This is a genomic window from Streptomyces mirabilis (assembly GCF_039503195.1).
Lineage (GTDB): Bacteria > Actinomycetota > Actinomycetes > Streptomycetales > Streptomycetaceae > Streptomyces > Streptomyces mirabilis_D.
On record NZ_JBCJKP010000001.1, the window covers coordinates 3,789,347 to 3,812,730 of the forward strand.

The window sequence follows — 23,384 nt, forward strand, 5'->3', positions numbered from 1 at the left end:
TGGAAATTCATCCGCCTGACGAGACGCGGCTCACGCGGAGCGCGGGCTCAGCGTCGGATGTGTCCGTCGCCCGTGACGATGTACTTGGTGCTCGTCAGCTCCGGCAGCCCCATCGGCCCCCGCGCGTGCAGCTTCTGCGTGGAGATGCCGATCTCGGCGCCGAAGCCGAACTGGCCGCCGTCGGTGAAGCGGGTCGAGGCGTTCACGGCGACCGTGGTGGAGTCCACCAACTGGGTGAAGCGGCGGGCGGCCTGCTGCGAGGTGGTGACGATGGCCTCGGTGTGGCCGGAGGTCCACAGCCGGATGTGTTCGACGGCCCGGTCGAGCGAGTCGACGACGGCGGCGGCGATGTCGTACGAGAGGTACTCGGTCTCCCAGTCCTCGGGCGTGGCCTCGACGACGGTGGCCTTGGAGTCCTTGGCGTAGGCGAGGACGCGCTCGTCGGCGTGCACGGTGACCCCGGCGGCCGCGAGGGCGTCCAGGGCGCGCGGCAGGAACTCGGGGGCGATGTCCTGGTGCACGAGGAGCGTCTCGGCGGAGTTGCAGACGCTGGGCCGCTGCGCCTTGGAGTTGATCAGGATGTCGATCGCCATGTCGAGGTCGGCGTTGGCGTCGACGTACACGTGGCAGTTGCCCGTGCCGGTCTCGATGACGGGGACGGTGGATTCCTGGACCACCGTGCGGATCAGCGAGGCGCCGCCGCGCGGGATGAGCACGTCGACCAGACCGCGGGCACGCATCAGCTCGCGCACCGACTCGCGGCCCTCGCCGGGCACCAGCTGAATGGCGTCGGCGGGCAGCCCGGCGCCGCCCACGGCGTCGCGCAGCACCCGGACCAGCGCGGTGTTCGACTCGAAGGCCGAGGAGGAGCCGCGCAGCAGGACGGCGTTGCCCGACTTCAGGCAGAGGGCGGCGGCGTCGACCGTGACGTTCGGGCGAGCCTCGTAGATGATCCCGACGACGCCGAGCGGGACACGGACCTGGCGCAGGTCGATGCCGTTCGGGAGGGTGGAGCCGCGTACGACCTCGCCGACCGGGTCGGGCAGCGCGACGACGTCCCGCACGTCCGAGGCGATGGCGCGCACGCGCTCGGGCGTGAGCGTGAGCCGGTCGATGACGGTCTCGCTGGTGCCGGCCTCGCGGGCGCGCGCGATGTCCTTGGCGTTGGCCGCGACGATCTCGCTCGTACGGACTTCCAGCGCGTCCGCGATCGCGAGCAGCGCGTCGTCCTTCTCGGCCCGCGGCAGGGGTGCGAGATCGGCGGCGGCGGCCTTGGCGCGGTAGGCGGCCTGGGTGACCGGGGACATCGAGTCGTACGGCGAGAGCGTGGTCATATCGGAAGGGTAGTGCGCCGGACGGACCCGTCCAGCGGCTGTCCCACACCCCGAGACAGGGTCAAAAGGGATGGACTCCGACCGGAGTGGCCGGAAGTGGCCCATACCCCTCCGCGATCCGCTGGTGGTACGTCTCGCGGTCGATGACCTCCAGGCCGACGATCTCCCAGGGCGGGAGCTTGGCGGTCTGGCGGTGTTCGCCCCACAGGCGCAGGGCGACGGCCGCCGCGTCGTGCAGGTCGCGGGCCTCTTCCCAGTAGCGGATCTCCGCGTGGTCGTTGGCGTAGCGGCTGGTCAGCAGGAACGGGTGGTCGTGGGCCAGCTGTTCGAGGGCACGCCTGACCTCCTTCAGCGGGGCCTCGCCGCCCGAGACGCTCAGCGTGACGTGCCACAGCCGGGGCTGGTCGGCCGGCTTCCCGCGCTGGTAGGTGTCACCGGCCGCGACGCTCGTCAGGGCCCGTTCGTCGCCCGCCGCGCGGGAAGCCGGACCACCCGCCCGGGAGGCGGCACCGCCGCGGGACGCCGCCGCCCCAGGGCGCACTCGTCTCACGACGGCCTCCTTCTCGCAATGGTCCGCAATGGTCCGCATTGGTCGTACTGCATCGGGCTGCATCAGGGGTCTCCCCGCAACAAAGTTGAGCAGGTGGGGAGCCGCCGTGTGGCGCTTTTACACAACGTCCCCCGGCGGGGGCCTCGGAATCGGCCTTTTACGGGTGTACTGGACAGCTGTTTCGGAGGTGGCGCGGAACAGGCGTCTTACGGATGCAGGAGCACGAGGTCGTCCCTGTGTACGACCTCGCGTTCGTACTCCGGGCCCAGTTCGCGGGCCAGCTCGCGGGTCGAGCGCCCGATGAGCTGGGGAATCTCCTTGGCGTCGAAGTTCACCAGACCCCGTGCGACCGCCCGTCCCGTGCTGTCGCGCAGCTCGACGGGGTCGCCCGCGGTGAAGTCGCCCTCGACGGCCGCGATACCCGCCGGCAGCAGCGAGGTGCGCCGGTCGACGACCGCGCGCACGGCCCCGTCGTCCAGCACGAGCGCACCCTGCGGGGTCGAGGCGTGCTGCAGCCACAGCAGCCGGTCGGCGGAGCGCTTGCCGGTGGGGTGGAAGTACGTGCCGGTGTCGCCGCCCGCGAGGGCCTCGGCGGCGTGCACGGCGGAGGTGAGCACCACGGGGATGCCCGCGGCCGCCGCGATCCGGGCCGCCTCGACCTTGGTGACCATGCCGCCGGTGCCGACGCCCGCCTTGCCCGCGGTGCCGATGTCGACGTGCGCGAGGTCCCCGGGTGCGCGGACCTCCACTATCCGCGAGGTGCCGGGCTTGCTGGGGTCGCCGTCGTACACGCCGTCCACGTCGGAGAGCAGGACCAGCAGGTCGGCCCGGACGAGGTGGGCGACGAGCGCGGCGAGCCGGTCGTTGTCGCCGAAGCGGATCTCGTCCGTGGCGACGGTGTCGTTCTCGTTGACGACCGGCAGGGCGCCCATCGCGAGGAGCTTGTCGAGGGTGCGGGCTGCGTTGCGGTGGTGGGCGCGCCGACTGGTGTCGTCGGAGGTGAGCAGCACCTGGCCGACACGGACGCCGTGGCGGGCACAGGAGGCGGTGTAGCGGGCGACCAGGAGGCCCTGGCCGACGCTGGCGGCGGCCTGCTGCCGGGCCAGGTCCTTGGGGCGGCGGCGCAGCCCGAGCGGGGCGAGGCCGGCCGCGATGGCGCCGGACGAGACGAGGACGATCTCCTTCTCGCCGCCGCTGCGGTGCTTGGCGAGGACGTCGACGAGCGCGTCGACACGGTCGGCGTCGAGTCCGCCGGTGGCCGTGGTCAGCGACGAGGAACCCACCTTGACGACGATTCTGTGGGCCTCGTGCACGGCCTGCCTTGCCTTTGCCACCTTGCTGTCCGTCTCCTCACGCCGATCCCGCTGCACGCCCGTGTCCACGTGCCGAATCTACGCGAGGCGGGGCGGTCGCCGCGCGGTCGTCCAGTACGCGGACGAGCGGCGGAGAGCCGCAACGCCGAAGGAGCCAGTCAGTCTCCGGACGTCCGCAAGAGGGGCGGCAGGGGTCCGTTGAGGGCCGGGTCGTCCTGGACAACCGATGGGCCGGCGACGAGTGCGAGCGGCTGACGGCCGCGTTCCTCGTGGAGCGCAAGGCTTCCGCGGAGCTGGAAGCCAAGCCCACCGACGACGGCGACAAGCCGGCCCAGGCGTAGCCACCGCGCGTACGCCGCCTCTTCGCGCCGTGGGTCACGCTGAGCGCTGTGAGTCACGCTGTCGGAGGACCGGCCACAGGTAGCCGCGTTCGTCGTCGCGTCCTGCGGGCGGCGATCACCACCTACCAGCCCGGCCAGGGTGGTCTCCCGGCCGCCGGCGCACGCTTCGGCCACGTCGTCCGCTGGTCCGGCTGCGGTAAGCACCAGAATACGAAGGGGGGCTTCCCCGGCACTCAGCCGGGGAAGCCCCCCTTTCACCTCCGCAACCGGCGCGGGACGCAGCGATGTTCAGCGCTCCAGGAACGCGAACAGTTCCTCCCACCGGTCGGTGATGGCGGCGGGCGAGTAGCGCTGGACGTTCTTCCGCGCCCGCTCCCCCATCGCGTCGCGGAGGTCGGCGTCCTCCATCAACCGGCCCAGCTGGTGGGCGAGTTCGGTGGTGTTGCCGGGGTGGGCGAGGAGTCCGTCCTCCTCGTGCCGGATGATCTCGTGCACGCCGGGGGCGCAGTCGAAGGCGGCACACGGCACGGCGCAGGCCATCGCCTCCAGCAGGGCCAGGGGAAAGCCCTCACCGCGGGACGACTGCACGAACACGGACGCCCCGCGCAGTGCGGCGGCGACGTCGTCGGTCTGGCCGGCCCACTCCACCGATCCGTCCAGACCCAGCCGGGTGCACTGCTGCCGCAGCGCCTGCTCGTCGGGGCCTGAGCCGTAGACGCGCAGGAGCCAGCCGGGGTGCTTCGGCGCCGCCTCGGCCCAGGCGTCCAGGAGCATGTCGATGCCCTTCTGGTGCCCCAGCCGGCCGATGCTCGCGACGACCTTCTCAGTGCGCTGAGAGGGGGCCTCCGGCATCATCGGCAGCGGGTTCGGCATGTACCCGACGTTGTTGAGGCCGCGGCCTATCCACAGGTCGGCGTCCTCGCGGGTCAGCAGCAGCAGGCGGTCGACGTCCTTGTAGTACCGCTCGACGCGCTGGAATCGGGAGGAGCCGCGCGAGTACTCGTAGGACTCGTGGCTCATGCCGATGACCGGATGCCCGGCCGTGTCCGCGATGGCCACCCACTCCATGGCCCACACCTGGGTCACGATGATCAACGCACCGGGCTCGGCGGCGCGGAAGATGCGCGACAGCCGCTCGGTGGCCTCCCGCATGCCCGTCTCGCGGGCGGCCTCACGCCGCCGCGCCGCGAGGTTGGCACGGCTCCGCAGGGTGCGCGCCTGCCAACGCCCCGGCGGGCGCTCGTCGTAGAGCGTCACCGTGGCGAACGGAGGGTTGTCGCCGAGGTCCATGGGCACTTCGGGCGGCGCGATGCCCACGATGGTCACCCGGTGACCGCGCTCGGCGAACAGCCTGGCCATCAGCGCCTGCCAGCGTGCCACGCCACCGAGTTCGTTGACCTCGTTGGCCACAAAGATGATGTCACGCTGTGTCATCGGGCGTCTCCCCGGTTTCCGAAGAAGCGGTCGACAATCTGCGCGGCGGCGTCGCCGCGGTCGTACTCGCCGTACTGGGTCACGAATTCCTTGAGGCGTCCCTCCTGGTCGGACGCGAGGGCATCCAGATCCGTCAGGACGTCGAAGAGCTCCTCGGCGGTCCGCGCGACGGGGCCGGGGGCCTGTTCGGACAGGTCGAAGTACGTGCCACGGCTGTTGTTGACGTACTCCTCCCAGTCGTAGGTGAAGAAGACCATCGGGCGCTGCAGCAGCGCGTAGTCGAACATCACCGAGGAGTAGTCGGTGATCATCGCGTCCGCGAGCAGGAGGACGGGGGTGATGTCCGGCTCCTCGCTGACGTTGACCACCCGGCCGGCCACGGACGGCGGGAGCGTCACGTTGTTGAGGTAGTGGGTCCGGATCAGCAGGGTGAAGCGGTCACCGAAACGGTCCGCGAACGCATCGACGTCGAACGGGAACTCGAACTTCCGCACGCCTCCGTTGGCCTGCTCCCGGAACGTCGGCGCGTACAGGACGATCGGACGGTCCCGGCGGATACCGAGCCGCTCGGCGAGTTCCCGCGCCGCCGGGTCGAGGGTCTCGGCGTCCTTGGCCCGCACCAGGGCGTCGTTGCGCGGGTAGCCCGTGCGCAGGAGCTTCTCCTCCGGAATCCGGTAGGCGGGGGCCAGGGTCTCCTCGTCGTGCCGGCCGCGCACCACGAAGTGGTCGAACCGGTCGATCGCCTCCTGGTAGGCGCGCTGCTCGTGCTCCGACTGGATGCGGTACTTCGGCTCGTCGAATCCCATGCGCTTGAGGGCGGAGCCGTGCCAGGTCTGGATGTACGTGGTCTCGGGGCGCTTGCTCAGCTTGAGCGGGAAGCCCTGGTTGTCGATCCAGAACTCGGCCTGCGCCAGCGCCTTGAGGTAGGACCAGGACCAGCGCCGGACCAGCTCGACGTCCTTCGGGTAGCCCGTGGGACGCTCACCGGCGTACGACCAGATGGCCTTGAAGGGCACGCCGCGGCGGCACATCTCCTCGTAGATCGCCCGTGGGCTGTCGCTGTACTGCTTGCCGAGGTGGCTCTCGAAGACGACCGTGCCCTTGCGGACGGGCAGGAGCCGGATCATCCGCTGGTACGCCTCGATCTTCCGGGGGCCCGAATGCAGGTCCTTGCGCACCGAGACGACCTTGCGCGCCATCTTCTTCGCCAGCTCGGCGGGCGGGCTCTGCATGTTGCGCTGCACCAGCATCGAGGTGCGCCGGGCGAGCCTGCCGTGCTGGGTCAGGCGGAAGGCGAGGTGGCCCTTGGCTGAGGCGTGCGGCTGGAGGCGGTCGGCCATCATCCGGCCGAGCCGGGGACGGATGCGGACGGCTCCCGAATCCTCCAGTGAGATCTGACTGACCGTCAGGCGGCTGGTCGTCCGCTCGCCGTTGACGGTCAGGTGCAGGCGCACGTCCCACACGTCGTCGACGATGCCGACGGGACGGAGCGTAGCGGCCAGCGGCAGGGCGGCCCGCCAGGTCACGGACTCGCCCTCGTGCTTCAGGCTCTCCACCGGGAACCGGAACGTCTGCAGGCTCCTGCGGCGGGCGCGGAACTCCAGTTCGGCCTTGAGCTTGGCGTCCGGCGGGATCACACCGAGCGGGTTCACGAGCGCTCCGGCCAGCGTGACGCCCGAGGGGCTCTCCGCGTAGTCGGTCACCTGGTTGCGCAGGCTGAGGCGCTGCACCGGCTTGGCGTGGTAGCCGAGGTCGGTCACGTCGAGGACCTCGCGGCCCAGCGGGTCGTCGAGGTGTTCCGTGCACCAGTAGACCCGGCCGTCGCGCTCCAGCAGCGGGCTGGACACCTTGTTGGTGTTGATGAGCGTGTCGATCGCCGGGGAGAGGTTCGCCCAGTCCTCCTGCAGCAGAAGGTAGGCGCAGATCCGGTGGATCGGGGACAGCTCGTCGTAGGCCGCCTGGGGGAAGTCCCGGATGTAACCCCGGGTCATCTCGGCGAAGCGGTGCCGGTAGTCGTCGTCCAGGAAGGGCAGGTCCCGCAGGTACAGCACGAGGTCGTTCTTGAGGAACTTGCGGTCCTTGTGGAGCTTCAGCTCGTCGTGGCCCAGCTCGGCGAGGATGCGGTCGATCCGGCGGTGGATCTCCACTCGGTCGGCGAAGTTGCTGATCTCGTGACGCCGGTTGCTGATCGACTTCTCGACGGCCTTCTCGACCACGTTCCAGTAGTAGACCGTGTTCGGGATGAGGGTGATCCGAGTCGCGGCCAGGTACGCCTGCGCCGAGAAGAGCAGGTCCTCGTAGTGGATGCCTCGGGGGAAGGTCAGCCCGTTCTCGAGCAGGAACTCGCGCCGGTAGCACTTGTTCGTCGACAGGGTGTCGAAGACCAGCAGGTCCGGTATCTCCGCGACGGAGTCGAAGGTACGGGTCTCCCGGTACAGCCACGGGTACCACTTGACCGTCTTGCCGTGCCTGTTGTCCGTGTGGACGCGCACGCACAGCCCGGAGACAAGGTCGGCCCCGGTGCTCTCCGCCGCGTCCAGCATGTTGCGGCAGGCGTTGAGCTCGAGGGTGTCGTCGCTGTCGAGGAACATCACGTAGCGACCACGGGCGACGGCCACGCCCTGGTTGCGCGGCTCGCCGCAGCCACCGCTGTTCTCGGCCAACTGGATCGCCCGCACGCGGTCGGACCGGACGGCCAATTGCTGCGCGACCTCGTACGAGCCGTCGGTGGAGTGGTCGTCGGCGATGATCACCTCGACGCTCTGCAGGGTCTGGTCGAGGACTGACTGCACGGCTGTCGGAAGGCGTTCCGCGTCATTGAAGACGATGACGACGACGCTGATGTCGGGCGTTGTGTCGGGGTGCTGGGACACTGCAGCAGCTACCTCTGGCTCGAGTAGGTGGATATCGGGGCCGATGCTTCGTGGGCCGTTCCGGGTGGCGGAGCGGGGATCCGTTCGTCCAGCGGCACGACGGGTGGCATGGCCTCGAGGGGCTCGCCGAGGAAGATGTGGCGCACGACACGCTCCGCCGCGCGACCGTCGTCGAAGTCGCAGAAGCGGCGCCGGAAACCGTCCCGGGCCCGGGCGGCCCGCTCGCCGCGCCAACCGTCGGAGCAGAGTACCTCGGCCAGCTCCTCCTCAGTGGTGGCGACGGCGCCCGGGGCCTGGGTGACCACGTCGAAGTACGTGCCACGGACGACGGAGTACGTGTCCCAGTCGTCGGCGAAGATCACGATCGGGCGGTCCAGGTTGGCGTAGTCGAACATCGCCGACGAGTAGTCCGTGATCAGACAGTCGGCAGCGAGATAGAGGCGCTCGGCCGCGGGGTGGGCGGACACGTCGAGGATCCGGCCCTCGGACCGCAGCTCGGCGAGCCGGTCGGACCGGTTGTGGAAGTAGTGCCCGCGCACGAGCAGCGTGGCCTCCGGCCCCAGCCGCTCGGCGAGCTTCTCGAGGTCGAGACGGGGCACGAAGCCGGGCTGGTACTCGCGGTGCGTCGGCATGTAGAGGAACGCTGTCGTGCCGTCGTCCAGCCCGAGGTCGCGACGGGCCTCGCGGACGTCCTGAGCCGTGGAGTTGAGCAGGACGTCGTTGCGTGGGTAGCCGGTCTCCAGGGAGGTGTACGCGCAGGGGTACGCCCGCTCCCACACGGCGCTCGAGAACCGGTTGGAGACGAGGCTGAAGTCCCAGCGATCGCAGCGCTCGAGAAGTTCGGCGAAGTCCATGCTCGTCGAGGCCGGGTACTTCTGCTGGTCCAGGCCCATGGTCTTCAGCGGGGTGCCGTGGTGCGTCTGCACATGGATCTGGCCCTCCCGCTTCACCACGGTGTTCGCGAAGTTCACGTTGTTGACCAGGTAAGTGGCACGGGCGAGCGCCGCCCAGTACTCGCGCGACCCCACCCGCACGTGCTCAACGCCCTCGGGCACCGTGTCCACCGCGTCCGGGTGGACGGCCCACACGCGGCGTATGCCCGGGGTGCGGCGGGCGAGTTCGGCGTCGATGGCCGCGGGGTTGCAGGAGACACCGCGGCTCCAGAACGCGGAGAACACCGCGAGGTTCTCGTCGCGCGGCAGCCTCAGTTGGGACTGGTAGAAGAGGCTCATCGCGCCGCGCTTGGAGCGGTGGAGGGCGGTGCGTGCCCGCCCCCTGACCGTGTTGCGGATCTTCACCGCGGCCATGGCGCTCACCATCTGGGCGTACGCGTCGCGCTCGAGCATCGCGAACTTGTGACCGCGGTCGCCGGCCGGCCGCGTGAAGCCCTCGGGAAGGCGGGCGCGGTAGTCGGCGGCGGCACGGTGGAAGAACTCCGCCCGGACGTCCTGCGGCAGGCGGCCGGGGCGCTCCAGGATGGTCAGGTACTGGTTGACCATCTTGCGGAACAGCGGTGCGCGCCACCGCGCGCGGTCCTCACGGGCGTCGACGAAGTCGAAGATGCGGCGGTACTGGTCGAAGACGTCGAAGTGCTTGCGGCTGACCGTCCCGAGAATGTTGCCGCCCTCGCGCCGCTGCCGGTACAGCAGGCAGACGCGGTCCAGTACGGCGATGCGATCGGCGCTGATCAGGGAGCAGAACGTCCAGGGGGCGTCCTCGTAGTAGCCCGGCGGGAAGGCGAGGCCCTGGCGGGCGATGAAGTCCCGGCGGTAGGCCTTGTTGCAGACGATCTGCAACAGGTCGAGCAGTTGCGGCCGGTCGGCGAGGGAGAACACGTCCGGGCCGGCGCTCGTGAGCAGGTCCCTCCGCTGGTTCGGGCGGACCTCGCCGTTCCAGTAGGTGCGGACGTAGTCGTAGATGAGTATCTCGGGGTCCCCGGTGGCCTCCAGCCGCCCGGCTATCGCCGCGAGCGCCCCCGGAGACAACGTGTCGTCGCTGTCGAGGAACAACACGTAATCGCCCCGGGCCTTTTCCAGCGCGGCATTCCGCGCACGTCCGAGCCCGACGTTCTCGGTGAGGTGAATCACACGAATTCGGTCGTCCTGTGCGGCGTACTCGTCGAGGATGGCGCCCGACCCGTCCGGAGAGCAGTCGTCGACCGCGACTATTTCGAAGTCCGCGTAGTCCTGCCCCAGGACGGATTCAAGACACTCGGAGAGATACCCCTGCACCTTGTAGACGGGGACGACGAGGGAGAGTCTTGGCATCCTTTTGCAACCTGTTTCCGGGGCGAACCTCGAGAGCGCGTGCTGGCCGGCACGCACGGCCGATACCGACCGTGGGACGCACCGCCCAATAGAGTAAAGGATTCACGAGATGTTTCCGTGAAGACGGTGGTCGCGTACCGCTCCCACGCCTTAACCGTCTTGTCCTCCCTTCTGCATTGGCGCCCCATTTGCCTGACTCGATTTTCCCGGCCCCAGAGACCAGTCTGAACACACTGACCACAGCGAAGGAGATGTGACGATGAGCTGGCTGGTAACAGGTGGCGCCGGATACATCGGCGCGCACGTCACACGCGCCCTGATCGAGGGCGGTGAGCGCGTCGTGGTGTACGACGATCTGTCGACCGGCAGTGCCGACCGCGTGCCCGCCGGCGTTCCGCTGGTCGTCGGCAGTGTGCTGGACGCCACCCGGCTCGAGAAGACGATTCGTGACCATGCTGTGACCGGGGTGGTGCACATCGCGGCCAAGAAGCAGGTCGGCGAATCCGTGGAACGACCGCTTCACTACTACCGCGAGAACGTCACCGGACTCCAGACCCTGCTGGAGGTCATGACCGCCACCGGGGTCGCCCGGCTCGTCTTCTCCTCGTCCGCCGCGGTCTACGGCATGCCGGACGTGGACCTCGTCACCGAGGACACTCCCTGCGTGCCCATGAGCCCGTACGGGGAGAGCAAGTTGATCGGCGAGTGGCTGATCGGCGCCGCCGCACGCGCCCACGGGATCCGGGCCGCCTCGCTGCGCTACTTCAACGTCGCCGGGGCGGCCGGTCCCGAACTCGCCGACACCGGCGTCTTCAACCTCATCCCCATGGTCTTCGAACGCCTGGAGGCCGGTGAGGCCCCGCGGATCTTCGGCGCCGACTACAACACGCCCGACGGCACCTGCGTGCGTGACTACATCCACGTCCAGGACATCGCCTCCGCCCACCTCGCGGCGGCCCGCCGTCTTCAGGACGCTCCCGCGGCAACCTCACTCGTCCTCAACATCGGCCGGGGCGAGGGCAGTTCCGTCCGCGAGATGGTGGACCGCATCCTCAAGCTCACCGGCCATGACGACGCGGTCCCCGAGGTCACGGAACGCCGCCCCGGCGACCCCGCCCGGGTCGTGGCCTCCGCCGACCGTATTCACCAGGAACTCGGATGGTCTGCCCGCCACGGCTTGGACGAGATGATCGAGTCCGCGTGGCAGGGGTGGCAGCACCGGCACCCGTGAGCCGACGGACGGGCCAAGGTGCCGGCGGCAAGCGCGGCTCCCTTGGCCCGTCCAGGCATCCGGCGCCCCTCAGAACGGCTCGAAGTCGTCGTACTCCTTGTCCGCGTCGTCCCGCTCCGCCTGCTTGTCGCGGCGGCGCTGCGCGGCGGGCCGCGGGACGTCGAGGCGGTGATCCTCACCACGGCGGCCGAGCATCTCCGCGCCGGCCATGACGGTGGGCTCCCAGTCGAAGACGACCGCGTTCTCCTCGGGGCCGATGGCGACACCGTCGCCCGAGCGGGCGCCCGCCTTCATCAGCTCCGCCTCGACGCCGAGGCGGTTGAGACGGTCGGCGAGGTAACCGACGGCCTCGTCGTTGTTGAAGTCGGTCTGGCGGACCCAGCGTTCGGGCTTCTCGCCGCGCACGCGGTAGAGGCCGTCCTCCTCCTGGACCACGGTGAAGCCGGCGTCGTCGACCGCCTTCGGGCGGATGACGATCCGGGTCGCCTCCTCCTTGGGCCTGGCGCCGCGCGCCGTGCCGACCAGCTCCGCGAGCGCGAAGGACAGCTCCTTCAGGCCCATGTGCGCAACCGCCGACACCTCGAAGACGCGGTAGCCGCGGGCCTCCAGGTCGGGACGGACCATCTCGGCGAGGTCCTTGCCGTCCGGCACGTCGATCTTGTTGAGGACGACGATGCGCGGACGGTTGCCGAGGCCGCCGTACTGCTTCAGCTCTTCCTCGATGATGTCGAGGTCGGTGACCGGGTCGCGCTCGGACTCCAGGGTCGCCGTGTCCAGCACGTGGACCAGCACGCTGCAGCGCTCGACGTGGCGGAGGAACTCGAGACCGAGGCCCTTGCCCTGGCTCGCGCCGGGGATGAGGCCGGGCACGTCCGCGATCGTGTAGACCGTCTCGCCCGCCGTCACCACGCCCAGGTTGGGGACGAGGGTCGTGAAGGGGTAGTCCGCGATCTTCGGCTTGGCGGCCGACAGAACCGAGATGAGGGACGACTTGCCGGCGCTCGGGTAGCCGACGAGGGCCACGTCCGCGACGGTCTTCAGCTCCAGGACGATGTCCTGGAAGTCACCGGGGACACCGAGCAGCGCGAAGCCGGGCGCCTTGCGGCGGGCCGAGGACAGCGCCGCGTTGCCGAGGCCACCGCGACCGCCCTGTGCGGCAACGTACGACGTGCCGTGGCCGACGAGGTCCGCGAGGACGTTGCCCGCCTTGTCCAGCACGACCGTGCCGTCCGGCACCGGCAGGATCAGGTCCTGGCCGTCCTTGCCGGAGCGGTTGCCGCCCTCACCGGGCTTGCCGTTGGTGGCGCTGCGGTGCGGCTTGTGGTGGTAGTCGAGCAGCGTGGTCACGGACTGGTCGACGACCAGGATCACGTCACCGCCCCGGCCGCCGTTGCCGCCGTCCGGGCCGCCGAGCGGCTTGAACTTCTCCCGGTGTACGGAGGCACAGCCGTGGCCTCCGCTACCCGCGGCGACGTTCAGCTCGACGCGGTCCACGAAGGTGGTCATGGGATGTGCCTCCAGTTACGTACGAAAGTCCTGCGCAGCCCTGTATGCCACAGAGCCGCTTCTATTCAAAACACGCGAAAGGCGGACCCGCTTCCCGTACGGGAAGTGAGGTCCGCCTCGCGAAAGAACCGGTCAGGCGACCGGAACGATGTTCACGACCTTGCGGCCACGGTGGGTACCGAACTCCACCGCACCGGCGTCAAGGGCGAACAGCGTGTCGTCCTTGCCACGGCCGACGCCGTTGCCCGGGTGGAAGTGGGTGCCGCGCTGGCGGACCAGGATCTCACCGGCGTTGACGACCTGACCGCCGAAGCGCTTCACGCCGAGCCGCTGAGCATTGGAGTCGCGACCGTTCCGAGTGGACGATGCGCCCTTCTTGTGTGCCATCTCTCCTCAGTCCCTTACTTCGCAGCCGCGGGGATCTCAGTGACCTTGATCGCCGTGTACTGCTGGCGGTGGCCCTGACGACGGCGGTAACCGGTCTTGTTCTTGTAGCGAAGGATGTCGATCTTGACGCCCTTGTGGTGGTCCACGATCTCGGCCTGGACCTTGATGCCGGCAAGGACCCACGGGTCGCTGGTCACGGCGTCGCCGTCGACAACGAGCAGGGTCGAGAGCTCGACCGTGTCGCCAACCTTGGCAGTGGGAATCTTGTCAACCTCAACGATGTCGCCGACAGCAACCTTGTGCTGGCGACCACCGCTGCGCACGATGGCGTACACGCGGATCTCTCTCTCGCTCGGAACGGAACCCCGCAGTCCAGCCACGCGCTGCGCGAGCGGCCTCTCCCGAAGCGCACGGCATGCGAACACGCACGACACGCAGAATTCCGGGAGGAAGAGGTTTACGGGGTGCGGCGCGTCAGGGGACACGCCGACGGTCTAGGTTACGGGGCCCGGCTTGAGGGGTCAAACCGGGCCACCGTCATGCGGTCGGAGCAGCGGAGGGACCGACTTCCGTCAGCCCTCCGCCGGTTCCGCGTCAGTCCTCGGTGGGCGCCGAGACCGTCGAACGGTCCTGCTGCTCGGCCGCCGCGGTCTTCTTCGCGGTGGTCTTGGCGGCCGTCTTCTTCGCGGTCGCCTTCTTGGCCGTGGCCTTCTTGGCGACCGTCTTCTTGGCAGCGGTCTTCTTGGCGGCGGCCTTCTTCGCCGTCGCCTTCTTGGCCGTCTTGCGGGCGGCCGTCTTCTTGGCCGGGGCCTCGGCGTCCGTCTCGACCGCGGTCCCGGCCGCCGTCTCGACCGCCTCAGGGGCCTCGACCGGCTCCGCCGAGGCCGACGGGACGACCACGACGGCCGCCTCCTCGGACGCGGTGGGCGCGGTGGCCTTGCGGACGGCACGACGACGCGGGCGGGCCGGCGCGGCGCTCTCGGCGACCGGCTCGGGCTGCGGCTCGACGACCTCGGCGGCGGCCTCCGGCACGGGAGCCGCGACCGGCTCCGTGACCGTCACCACGGCCTCTTCCGCCGCCTTCGGGGAACCGGCCGGAGCCGACACCTTGCGGGTGGCGCGACGGCGCGTACGGCCCTTGGGAGCGGCCTCGTCCTCCGGTACGGCGACCACGGGGGCCGGAGCGGCCTCAGCAGCCGGCGCGACCTCGGGAGCCTCGGCGACCGGCGCCGCGACGACCGGGTCCTCGACCGCGACCGGCTCGGACTCGGCGGCCTCGTGGGACGTCAGAGCCCGCTCGGTCCGCTCGGCCCGCTCCTCACGGCGGCCCCGGGGAGCACGCTCCTCGGCCTTCGGCGCACCCGCGGGAGCCGACACGCGCCGGGTCGCCCGGCGCCGCGAACGGCCGCCACGGGAAGCCGCGGCCTCCGCCTCGGCGGCGCTGCTGTACAGCTCCTCGTCCGGCTGGAACTCCTGCTCGACCAGAGCCACGGGCGCGGCGACCTCGGCGGCCACCTCGGCCTCGCTCTCGACCGTCTCCGGCTCCTCCGCGATCTCGTGCGTGTGCTCGAGCTCGTGGTCGGGCTGCTCGGCACCACCACGGCCGCGCTTCTTGCGCTTGCCGCCGCCTCCGACCGAGGTCGGCTGCTCCATGTGCACGATCACGCCACGGCCGTTGCAGTGGACGCAGGTCTCCGAGAAGGACTCCAGCAGACCCTGGCCGACACGCTTGCGCGTCATCTGCACCAGGCCCAGCGAGGTCACCTCGGCGACCTGGTGCTTCGTACGGTCGCGTCCCAGGCACTCCAGGAGGCGCCGCAGCACCAGGTCCCGGTTGGACTCCAGGACCATGTCGATGAAGTCGATGACGACGATGCCGCCCAGGTCGCGCAGCCGCAGCTGGCGCACGATCTCCTCGGCCGCCTCCAGGTTGTTCCTGGTCACGGTCTCTTCGAGGTTGCCGCCCTGACCGGTGAACTTGCCGGTGTTGACGTCGACCACGACCATGGCCTCGGTCTTGTCGATCACCAGCGAACCGCCGCTGGGCAGCCAGACCTTGCGGTCCAGGGCCTTCATCAGCTGCTCGTCGATGCGGTACGTCGCGAAGACGTCGACCTCGGAGGTCCACTTCGACAGGCGGTCGGCCAGGTCGGGCGCGACGTGGGACACGTAACCGTGGATGGTGTCCCACGCCTCGTCGCCGCTGACGATGACCTTGGTGAAGTCCTCGTTGAAGATGTCGCGGACGACACGGACGGTCATGTCCGGCTCGCCGTACAGCAGGGACGGCGCGTTCGAGCTGCCGCCGCTCTTCGCCTTCTTCTGGATGTCCTCCCACTGCGCCTGCAGGCGCTCGACATCGCGGCTCAGCTCGTCCTCGCTCGCTCCCTCGGCGGCGGTGCGCACGATGACGCCCGCGTCCTCGGGGACGATCTTCTTGAGGATGGTCTTCAGGCGCGCGCGCTCGGTGTCGGGCAGCTTGCGGCTGATGCCGGTCATCGAGCCCTCGGGCACGTAGACCAGGTAGCGGCCGGGCAGGGAGACCTGGCTGGTGAGGCGGGCGCCCTTGTGACCGATCGGGTCCTTGGTGACCTGCACGAGGACCGACTGGCCGGACTTCAGCGCGCTCTCGATGCGGCGCGGCCCGTTGGCCATGCCGAGCGCCTCGAAGTTGACCTCACCGGCGTAGAGCACGGCGTTGCGGCCCTTGCCGATGTCGATGAAGGCGGCCTCCATCGACGGCAGCACGTTCTGGACCTTGCCCAGGTAGACGTTGCCGACGTACGAGGTCGACTGCTCCTTGTTGACGTAGTGCTCGACGAGCACGTTGTCCTCGAGGACGCCGATCTGGGTGCGCTCGCCGCTCTGGCGGACGACCATCACGCGCTCGACGGCCTCACGGCGGGCCAGGAACTCGGCCTCGGTGATGATCGGAACACGACGGCGGCCCTGCTCGCGCCCTTCCCGGCGGCGCTGCTTCTTGGCCTCCAGGCGGGTCGAGCCCTTGATGGACTGCACCTCGTCGGACGGGTGCTCGTCCTTCTTGCCGCGCGGCTCGCGGACCTTGACGACCGTGCGCTCGGGGTCGTTCTCACCGGGCTCGGCCTCGGGGCCGGAGTCACCGGCGCGACGACGGCGCCGACGGCGGCGACGGCTGCTGCTGGAGCCGGAACCGCCCGGCTCGTCGCGCTCGTCCGCCTCCTCGGCGTCCTCCTCGGCCTGCTCGGCGGTGTCCTCGGCGTCCTGCGCGGCCTGCTCGGCGGCGTACTCGTCGTCACCGGCCTCACCGTCCGCCTCGGCGGACTCGCCGCGGCGACGGCGACGGCCACCACGACGGCGACGGCGGCGCGAGCCCGCGGACTCCTCCTCGGACTCGTCGTCCTCGGCGCCGTCCTCGACGTCCTCGGCGGACTCGTCGGGCTCCTCCACCTCGTCGACGGGCTCCGCGGCCGGGGCCGCGGGCGCCTCCTCGACGGCCCGGCGGCGACGGCGACGGCGTCCGCCGGTCTCCTCCTCGACGGCCACGGGTGCCTCGACGACCTCTTCGGCCTGGGGGGCCTCGGCGGTCTCGGCGGCCACTTCCGCCGCCTCGGCGGCAGCCGCGGCGGCGGCCCGCTCCGGCGTCTGGAACATCGGCTCGGTGAACACGGGCGCCTGGAACACGGCGACGGCCGGACGCGCGGGCCGTCGCGCGGACTCGGCCTCCTTCGGCGCGGGGGCGGAGAAACCGACAGCGGCCTTGCGCGTGGCACGGCGGCGGGTCCGGCGCGGGGCGCCGTCCTCGGCGGTCTCGGCCTCGCCCGCGGGCTTGGTCTCGGACTCCGCGGCGGGCCTGGTCTCGGCCTCGGCCTCGGGCTTGCTCTCGCTGGGGCTGGTCTCGCTGGTCACGGGCGCCTCCACACGCTCGTCGGCGGCGTCGCCCTCGGGCGCACCGGCGGGCGCGGAGACGCGCCGGGTGGCGCGACGACGGGTGGTGCGGCGGGGTGCGGCGTCCTCGGCGGCGGGGGCCTCTTGGGCCTGCGCCTCGACGGGCTCCCTGACGACCTCAGGGGTCTCAGTGACCTCAGGGGCCTCGGGGGTCTGAGCGGTCTCGGCCGCCTTGGGCGCACCGGTCGGCGCGGAGGCACGACGGGTCGCACGACGACGCGGACGCCCGGCGGGCGCCGCCTCCTCCTCGACGGCGGGGGCCGCTTCGGCAGCGGGGGCCTCTTCGACCTGGGCCTCGGCCTCGGCGGGCTCGGGCACCACGGTCTCCGCGGCCCGGGCCGCCTCGGCCGTCACCGGCGCACCGGCGGGCGCGGACGCCCGGCGGGTGGCGCGGCGACGCGTACGGCGCGGAGCGGCGTCCTCGGCGGGCTCGACCGGCTCGGCGGCAGCGGCCTGAGCCACCGCTTCCTCCACCGTCTCTTGGGTTTCTTCGGTCTCGAGAGCCTCGGGGGTCTCGACGACCTCGGCGGCGGCCATGGCCTCGGCGGATGCCACCGGCGGTATGGCCGGAGCCGTGGTCTCGGCCACGGACGGGGACTCGGCCGCGCCCGTGGGCGGGCCGGCCGGACGCGACGCCGCACGGCGGCGGCGCCGCGGCGGCAGGGTGTCGCTCGGAGTGTTGTTGTTGTTGTCGGAACCCTCAGTGGGTTCGGTCGGCTCGAGCATGCGGGTGGATCTCCCGTCAGGCTCCCGGGCGCCGCGCCTGGTCCGGCAGTGCCGGTGACGTCCGCGGCTCGCGCGATGCGCGGTGCCGCCGTCCGGGGCGCGGGCGCCGCACGGGAGCTCTCTGTGTCCTGTCTCGCCGGTTCCGTACGCCATGTGTGCGTACGGCCTGGCGAAAGTCTTCTGGTCGGTGCGCTGCCCGACCCAGGTGGCTCCCGGATCCGAGGGCGGCGCTACGACGTCCGTCCTTACGCGGGACCTTCCTTACGCCGACGCCTTCGCGGCGGCAGTTTCGGCGGCCCCTGTGCGATCGGCTGGGGCGGCCATGACTGCCTCGCGGTCGGGCGCGAGCGGGTCGGTCACCGTGCCGGTCTCTTCATCGAACAGCCCCTGCGCCAGCCTGGTCACCGCTGCGGCGACCGGCGGCGCCAGGTCGGCCACGGCGCGAAGACCGGACAGGACGTCGTCGGGTCGTACGGCAGGCGTCACGTGCCGAACAACCAGGCGCAGTATCGCACAGGGCTGGTCGGTCGGCCTATCAGCCTGCGGACTGTGCGCCTCGAGGCTCGCCACGGCACCGCGGGCGTCGAAGGTGCGCATCCCGTTCTTGGTCCTGCGTTGGACTTCCACCGTGTCGGCCGACTTGAAGGCGTCGACCGCGCGCTCCGCGTCCTCGGGCGCCACGCCGTCGAGGCGCAGCTCCCACACGGACGCGGTGAGCCGGTCGGCGAGACCCGAGGTGCGGGCCTCGACCGCCTCGATGATGTCGAGCCCCACGGGCATCGACTCGTCGAGGAGCTCACGCAGCTTCTGTGGGTCACGCGTCTGGGTGAGCGCGATCTCCAGGTACTCCGCCTCGCTGCCTGTGCCGGTGGGTGCGGCATTGGCGTACGACACCTTCGGATGCGGTGTGAACCCCGCCGAGTACGCCATCGGCACCTCGGCACGGCGCAACGCACGCTCGAAGGCGCGCTGGAAGTCACGGTGGCTGGTGAACCGGAGGCGGCCGCGCTTGGTGTAGCGCAGTCGGATGCGCTGCACCGCGGGTGCGGGCGGCGGGCCTTCGGGCTGTCGCTTGCCCAGTGTCGTTCAGTCCTTCGTGAGAGCGGTCGTACTGCTACCTAGAGTACGTGTCCCGGCGGCTCCAGGTTCCCGCCGGTCCTTCGCCAGGGGCACCCGCTCGGGCTCCCGGGGCGTACCGAAGAGCATGCGGCGGATGTCCGCGCGGGTCTGCCGCGCCGACTCGCGGGCGGCGGCCAGGGCCTGCCGTGTCACACGGCCCACGCCGCGCGCGGCCTCGGCGGCGGGCCGCAGGGCCGTGTCCCGGACGATGTGTCCGACCGGCGTCAGCACGCTGCGGTACACCCAACGCACGGGCTCCACGAAGATCCACCGGAAGAGTCGTCCGAGGAACCGGCCGACGGCGAGCGAAAGGTGTCCGGCCACCCGCCAGGCGTGTCCGAGTGCGTCCCCGACCTCCCGCGCGACGACGGCGAGGACCCGCCCCACCGGCACGAGCACCCAGCGCCACAGGGCGAGCGCGGGCAGCACGAGCAGGACGCGCAGGGTCCAGTAGAGCGCGGCGCCGATCCCGGTGAAGATCATCCGTACGAGCCACCCGAGTCCGCGCGCCGCCCACGCGATCGCCCGCCCGGCGGGCGCGAGGATCCACTCGTACAACCACAGTGCCGGTACGACGATCAGATGGCGGACCAGCCAGGCCATGACCCGGTACACCCCGAGCGCGACCGTCCCGAACCCGATCCCCAGGCCCCTGAGCAGCCAGGCGACGGCCCGCCCGAGAGGGGTCAGCACGCGGGCGTACACCCAGGCGATTACCGCGCCGATGCCACGGAGGACCCAGGCGAACCCGGCGCCGAGACCTCGGAGGACCCAGGCGAACCCGGCGCCGATGCCACGCGCCACCCAGGCGATCGCGTGTCCGACCGGCGTGAGCACCGTCTCGTACATCCACACGGCGGGCACGACGAGCAACACGTACCCGAGCCACGCCAGCGCCTTGCCGACCGGCACCACGGCGTACCGCCACAGCGTCACCCACGGCCAGACGAACACCGCCCACGCCACCCACTGGAGCACCCGCCCCACGGGGCGCAGCACGACGTCCCGCAGAAACCTTCCGCCGACCACCAGGGCGTCCCACAGCATGCGCACCGGCACGACGAGCACGAGGACGACGATCCGCACGGGCAGGCGGATCGCGACCGTGAGGCACCCCTCGGCCGGTACTGCGGGTCGCCCAGCAGGCGACTTTTCCAGATCCATACCGACGTAGACGCGTCAGGGCGCCATCTGGATGCACGCTCCTGAGGCCGGTTGCGCTCCCGTCGAAGCTCCTGGCGATCGCGCCGTCGTGCCCGGTCCGGAAACAGTCGGGGTTCAGTCCACTTCGATGCCGTACTCCCTGATGAGCTCTTCCAGGCCGCCCGTGTACCCCTTGCCGCCGACCACGAAGTCCCAGTCGCCGCCCGTACGACGGCGGAAGGACCCGAGGACCAGCGCGGTCTCGTGGGCGCGGCCGTCGGACACGTCGAGTCGACCGAGCTCGGTCCCCGATCGGTCCAGCAGCCGGATGCCCGCCTCGGTGAAGCCGGACAGATCGGCTCCGGGGTTGGCCTCCGGGTCGACCGCCGCGACGAGCACGAGCCGGTCGGCCCGCTCCGGCAGGGTGTCGAACGACACCCGGACGGCCGCCTTGTCCGGTGCGGTGGCGTCGAGAGCGCGGACCGTGCCGTCGGGGGTCCGGGGATTGTTGAAGAAGACGAAGTGGTCGTCGCTCAGGGCCCGGTTGCCGTGGCAGACGAGCGCGCACACGTCCAGGGCGACCTGGCCGGCCCAGAACATGCCGAGCCTGTTCCAGTCGTCCCCGCCGTCCCTCTCGTCCCCGCCTTCCCTCTCGTCCACCGCGTCGGGCGTGCGGGGAGCGGGAACCGGGCGGCCGGCGTTTCCGAGCCGCCCGCGCAGCCCGTGGCGGTGCAGCAGGTCGACGAGTTCGCCGCCCGCCACGAGTTCCAGGGGCTTACCGCTGGCGAAGGCGTGCGATCCCGGGCCGAAGCCGGAGGTCGTGACGAGAACCCCCTTGTTGGCGCCCGCGTCCTGGACCGTGCCGAACAGGTCCCGGACGGCGGTCGGAGGCACGGTGTTGCGATAACGCTTCACCTGGACGACGATCTTGCCGCCGCGGATCGGGGTCGGATCCAGCGCGTCGACGTCCACACCGCCGTCGTTCGAACGCTGGGTCGTCACCGCCCGCATGCCCATCGCGCGGAACAGCTCCGCGACCAGCGCCTCGAAGGCGATCGGATCCATCTCGTACAGATCCGGCTCGTCCAGGTCCGGCGCGTTCAGGTCCGACCCGTCCAGGTTCGCCCCCTGCGCACCCCCGTGGGTGACGACGCCGTTGCCGATGTCCTCGGGGTGGCGGCCCGGACGTACCGCCGCGCGCTGGTCGGGGCGTGCCGACAGCTGCCCCCGGAGCCCGTCCACCAGACAGTCGACGGCGTTGACCTGCTCCAGCCGCAGTCGCGCGAAGACGGAACGCGGAGCCATGACGGTGGCGAGGAAGATCCGCGCCTCCCTGCCGGTCGCCGGATCGTGATCGTCCACGAACCCGTTCAGCGCCACCGACTCCAGCACCCCGAACTCGTCCGCCGCGAAGAGCGCGTGCAGCACCAGGAGAACGCACTGCGCCAGTACGTCCCTGTACAAAGCACGGCTCTGCGCCGCCGACCGCGGCGTCTCCTTGTCCTGGTCCGCGGTGGGCATGTACCGCACCGACTTCACCTCGGGGACGACGCCGTACGTGGGCAGCTCCCAGTTCAGCACCAGTTGGCGTGCGGCCGGGTCGTAGGCCGCGGAAACCTGCCGGGGCAGGTCCGCGGGCCACGCGGAGGAGGCGTAGAGGGCCGCGGAGAAGTACTCCACCGTGGCGTCGGGGTCGCCGTCGCGCAGCCCCGCCGTCATCTCGGACACGGCGGCGTTGTGCCGGCCGACCTCCGCCTGCTGGGCCTCGGCCCGCCGCTGGTACTCCCGCTGGTAGGCCGCCAGTTGCTGCTGCCGACGGGCTTCCGCCGCCTGCGCGGCCTCCCGGTCACGCTCGAAGCGGGCCCGCGCGTCCGCCTGAGCCTGGGCACGCCGACCGGCGCCGAGCCCCCAACCGCCCTGGGCCTGGTAGTGGTTCGGATCAGGCATGGGCGTCGGATGCGCCAGCGGTCCCGGAGCGAAGGGCTCGACCCGCTGGGAACGGGTGAGTATGGCGGCCCGGAACGCGGGCGCCCGGCATCCGGCGGCCAGCACGCCCTGCAAGGAGGCGACCCGGGCCTCCAACTCCTCGGTCCGCCGCCGCGCATCGGCCTCCCGCTGCTGTCGGTAGGCCGCCCGCTGTTCCTGTCGGCCGCGCGCCAACTCCCTCTGGAAGGAGCGCTCTTGTCGCTCCTGATCCCGCTGCTGTCTGGACTGCGCCGCCAACTGGCGCTGCTGCTGACGCTGTGCCTCAGCCCAGATACCGACCAACCCACTGGAGCGACGACTCATGCTCTACAGGCCCTCCCCCGGAACTTCGGCGCCCTGCCACCGCACCGCCCCGGCCCCACAACCAGCAGTGATCACACGACTCTAGTCGGCGATCAGTGCCTCATGTATCCCCTTGTCCGCTTATGAAGGGACCCCTGCCGAGGGAACACCGCAAGCTGCATGCACACTTTGCCTGTCGCAGTCCCGCCTCCAAGAGGATGATCCACGCATGATTACGCTCACCAAAGAAGACGGCCCGGCGGATCTGGACGGAGTCACTCATCTGTCCATCGGAGTGTCCTGGGATCCCACCGCGGGCAGCAGCGGTGGAGTGATGGGCGTACTCCGCCGCAAAACCGGCACCGACCTGGACCTGATCGCCATCGCGATGCAGGGCATGGACCCGGTGCGCCTGGCGGGCCTCGACTCACTCGACCCCATGGGCAACGGCTCCCTGGTCCACAGCGGTGACAACCAGACCGGGCGCGGGGAGGGCGACGACGAGACGTTGACGGTCGAGTTCGCCCGCATACCGTCCAACATCACGTCGATCGTGTTCATCGCCGCCGCCTTCAAGAAGGGCAGCTCCTTCCAGAAGGCCCGCAACATCAGCTTCAAGGTGTACGACGCGACCGGCGGCACCACTCAGCAGGTCGCCGACATCTGGCCGAGCATGCTCACCCAGGACAACGGGTGCGCCGTGGCCAAGGCCGTTCGGGTCGACGGCAGCTGGAAGCTCGAGGTCATCAACGTGACCGGGAAGATCAAGCAGGGTGACGAGCACGCCCTGATGCGCTTCGCCGTCAGCAAGTAGTCCGCCATCAGTACGTGGGATGCAGTACCCGGGGTCCTACAGGACCCCGGGTACTACGTGCGGTCGAGCTGCTGAGCGGCGAGAAAGGTGCAGGAGCGCCACATCGATCCCGCCCATGCCGGGCAGCGTAGGCCGATGTGACCGACAGGCA

15 protein-coding genes are annotated in these 23,384 nt (G+C 70.7%); 2 read left to right on the top strand and 13 right to left on the bottom strand.

Annotation, left to right across the window (positions count from 1 at the left end):
* Nucleotides 1–47: 47 nt before the first annotated feature.
* The 6 genes from AAFF41_RS17790 to AAFF41_RS17815 form a co-directional block, all read right to left on the bottom strand.
* The gene (locus AAFF41_RS17790; RefSeq protein WP_319744238.1) at nucleotides 48–1,334 is read right to left on the bottom strand and encodes a glutamate-5-semialdehyde dehydrogenase; all 1,287 of its coding nucleotides are present in this window, start codon (nucleotides 1,332–1,334) and stop codon (nucleotides 48–50) included.
* A 61-nt stretch (nucleotides 1,335–1,395) separates the two neighbouring features.
* Nucleotides 1,396–1,875, bottom strand: coding sequence for a hypothetical protein (locus tag AAFF41_RS17795; RefSeq protein ID WP_319744553.1), 480 nt, complete (start codon nucleotides 1,873–1,875; stop codon nucleotides 1,396–1,398).
* A gap of 215 nt (nucleotides 1,876–2,090) precedes the next feature.
* Nucleotides 2,091–3,197, bottom strand: coding sequence for a glutamate 5-kinase (gene proB, locus AAFF41_RS17800; protein WP_319744555.1), 1,107 nt, complete (start codon nucleotides 3,195–3,197; stop codon nucleotides 2,091–2,093).
* A gap of 629 nt (nucleotides 3,198–3,826) precedes the next feature.
* Entirely contained in the window at nucleotides 3,827–4,972 is a 1,146-nt protein-coding gene (locus tag AAFF41_RS17805) for a glycosyltransferase family 4 protein (protein WP_319744240.1), read from the bottom strand.
* The gene (locus AAFF41_RS17810; RefSeq protein ID WP_343324206.1) at nucleotides 4,969–7,845 is read right to left on the bottom strand and encodes a bifunctional glycosyltransferase/CDP-glycerol:glycerophosphate glycerophosphotransferase; all 2,877 of its coding nucleotides are present in this window, start codon (nucleotides 7,843–7,845) and stop codon (nucleotides 4,969–4,971) included. Before AAFF41_RS17810 ends, AAFF41_RS17805 begins: the two co-directional genes overlap by 4 nt.
* A gap of 8 nt (nucleotides 7,846–7,853) precedes the next feature.
* Nucleotides 7,854–10,112 (bottom strand): bifunctional glycosyltransferase/CDP-glycerol:glycerophosphate glycerophosphotransferase, encoded by a 2,259-nt coding sequence (locus AAFF41_RS17815; RefSeq protein WP_319744244.1) that lies wholly within the window; start codon nucleotides 10,110–10,112, stop codon nucleotides 7,854–7,856.
* Between the two features lie 259 nt (nucleotides 10,113–10,371).
* Between AAFF41_RS17815 and galE the strand changes: the two genes are divergently transcribed.
* Nucleotides 10,372–11,343 carry a UDP-glucose 4-epimerase GalE gene (gene galE / locus AAFF41_RS17820; RefSeq protein ID WP_343324207.1) on the top strand — a complete coding sequence of 324 codons (972 nt, stop codon included), beginning with the start codon at nucleotides 10,372–10,374 and terminating at the stop codon, nucleotides 11,341–11,343.
* Between the two features lie 69 nt (nucleotides 11,344–11,412).
* On the opposite strand, the gene obgE is transcribed toward galE, so the two are convergent.
* The 7 genes from obgE to AAFF41_RS17855 form a co-directional block, all read right to left on the bottom strand.
* Nucleotides 11,413–12,849 carry a GTPase ObgE gene (gene obgE, locus AAFF41_RS17825; protein WP_343324208.1) on the bottom strand — a complete coding sequence of 479 codons (1,437 nt, stop codon included), beginning with the start codon at nucleotides 12,847–12,849 and terminating at the stop codon, nucleotides 11,413–11,415.
* A gap of 132 nt (nucleotides 12,850–12,981) precedes the next feature.
* Nucleotides 12,982–13,236: a 50S ribosomal protein L27 gene (rpmA, locus tag AAFF41_RS17830; protein ID WP_028802588.1), complete on the bottom strand. Its 255-nt coding sequence runs from the start codon at nucleotides 13,234–13,236 to the stop codon at nucleotides 12,982–12,984.
* Between the two features lie 14 nt (nucleotides 13,237–13,250).
* On the bottom strand, nucleotides 13,251–13,571 hold the full coding sequence (gene rplU / locus AAFF41_RS17835) for a 50S ribosomal protein L21 (RefSeq protein WP_054231928.1): 321 nt from the start codon (nucleotides 13,569–13,571) through the stop codon (nucleotides 13,251–13,253).
* A 259-nt stretch (nucleotides 13,572–13,830) separates the two neighbouring features.
* Entirely contained in the window at nucleotides 13,831–17,889 is a 4,059-nt protein-coding gene (locus AAFF41_RS17840) for an Rne/Rng family ribonuclease (RefSeq protein WP_343324209.1), read from the bottom strand.
* Nucleotides 17,890–18,150: 261 nt separating this feature from the next.
* Nucleotides 18,151–18,927 carry a TIGR03936 family radical SAM-associated protein gene (locus AAFF41_RS17845; protein WP_054231926.1) on the bottom strand — a complete coding sequence of 259 codons (777 nt, stop codon included), beginning with the start codon at nucleotides 18,925–18,927 and terminating at the stop codon, nucleotides 18,151–18,153.
* A gap of 48 nt (nucleotides 18,928–18,975) precedes the next feature.
* Nucleotides 18,976–20,172: a hypothetical protein gene (locus tag AAFF41_RS17850; RefSeq protein ID WP_343324210.1), complete on the bottom strand. Its 1,197-nt coding sequence runs from the start codon at nucleotides 20,170–20,172 to the stop codon at nucleotides 18,976–18,978.
* Nucleotides 20,173–20,286: 114 nt separating this feature from the next.
* Nucleotides 20,287–22,440: a restriction endonuclease gene (locus AAFF41_RS17855; protein ID WP_343324211.1), complete on the bottom strand. Its 2,154-nt coding sequence runs from the start codon at nucleotides 22,438–22,440 to the stop codon at nucleotides 20,287–20,289.
* Nucleotides 22,441–22,648: 208 nt separating this feature from the next.
* Here AAFF41_RS17855 and AAFF41_RS17860 point away from each other — a divergent pair, with 208 nt between their 5' ends.
* A complete protein-coding gene (locus tag AAFF41_RS17860; RefSeq protein WP_190168847.1) occupies nucleotides 22,649–23,233 on the top strand; it encodes a TerD family protein in 585 nt (194 codons plus the stop codon).
* Nucleotides 23,234–23,384: the final 151 nt, after the last annotated feature.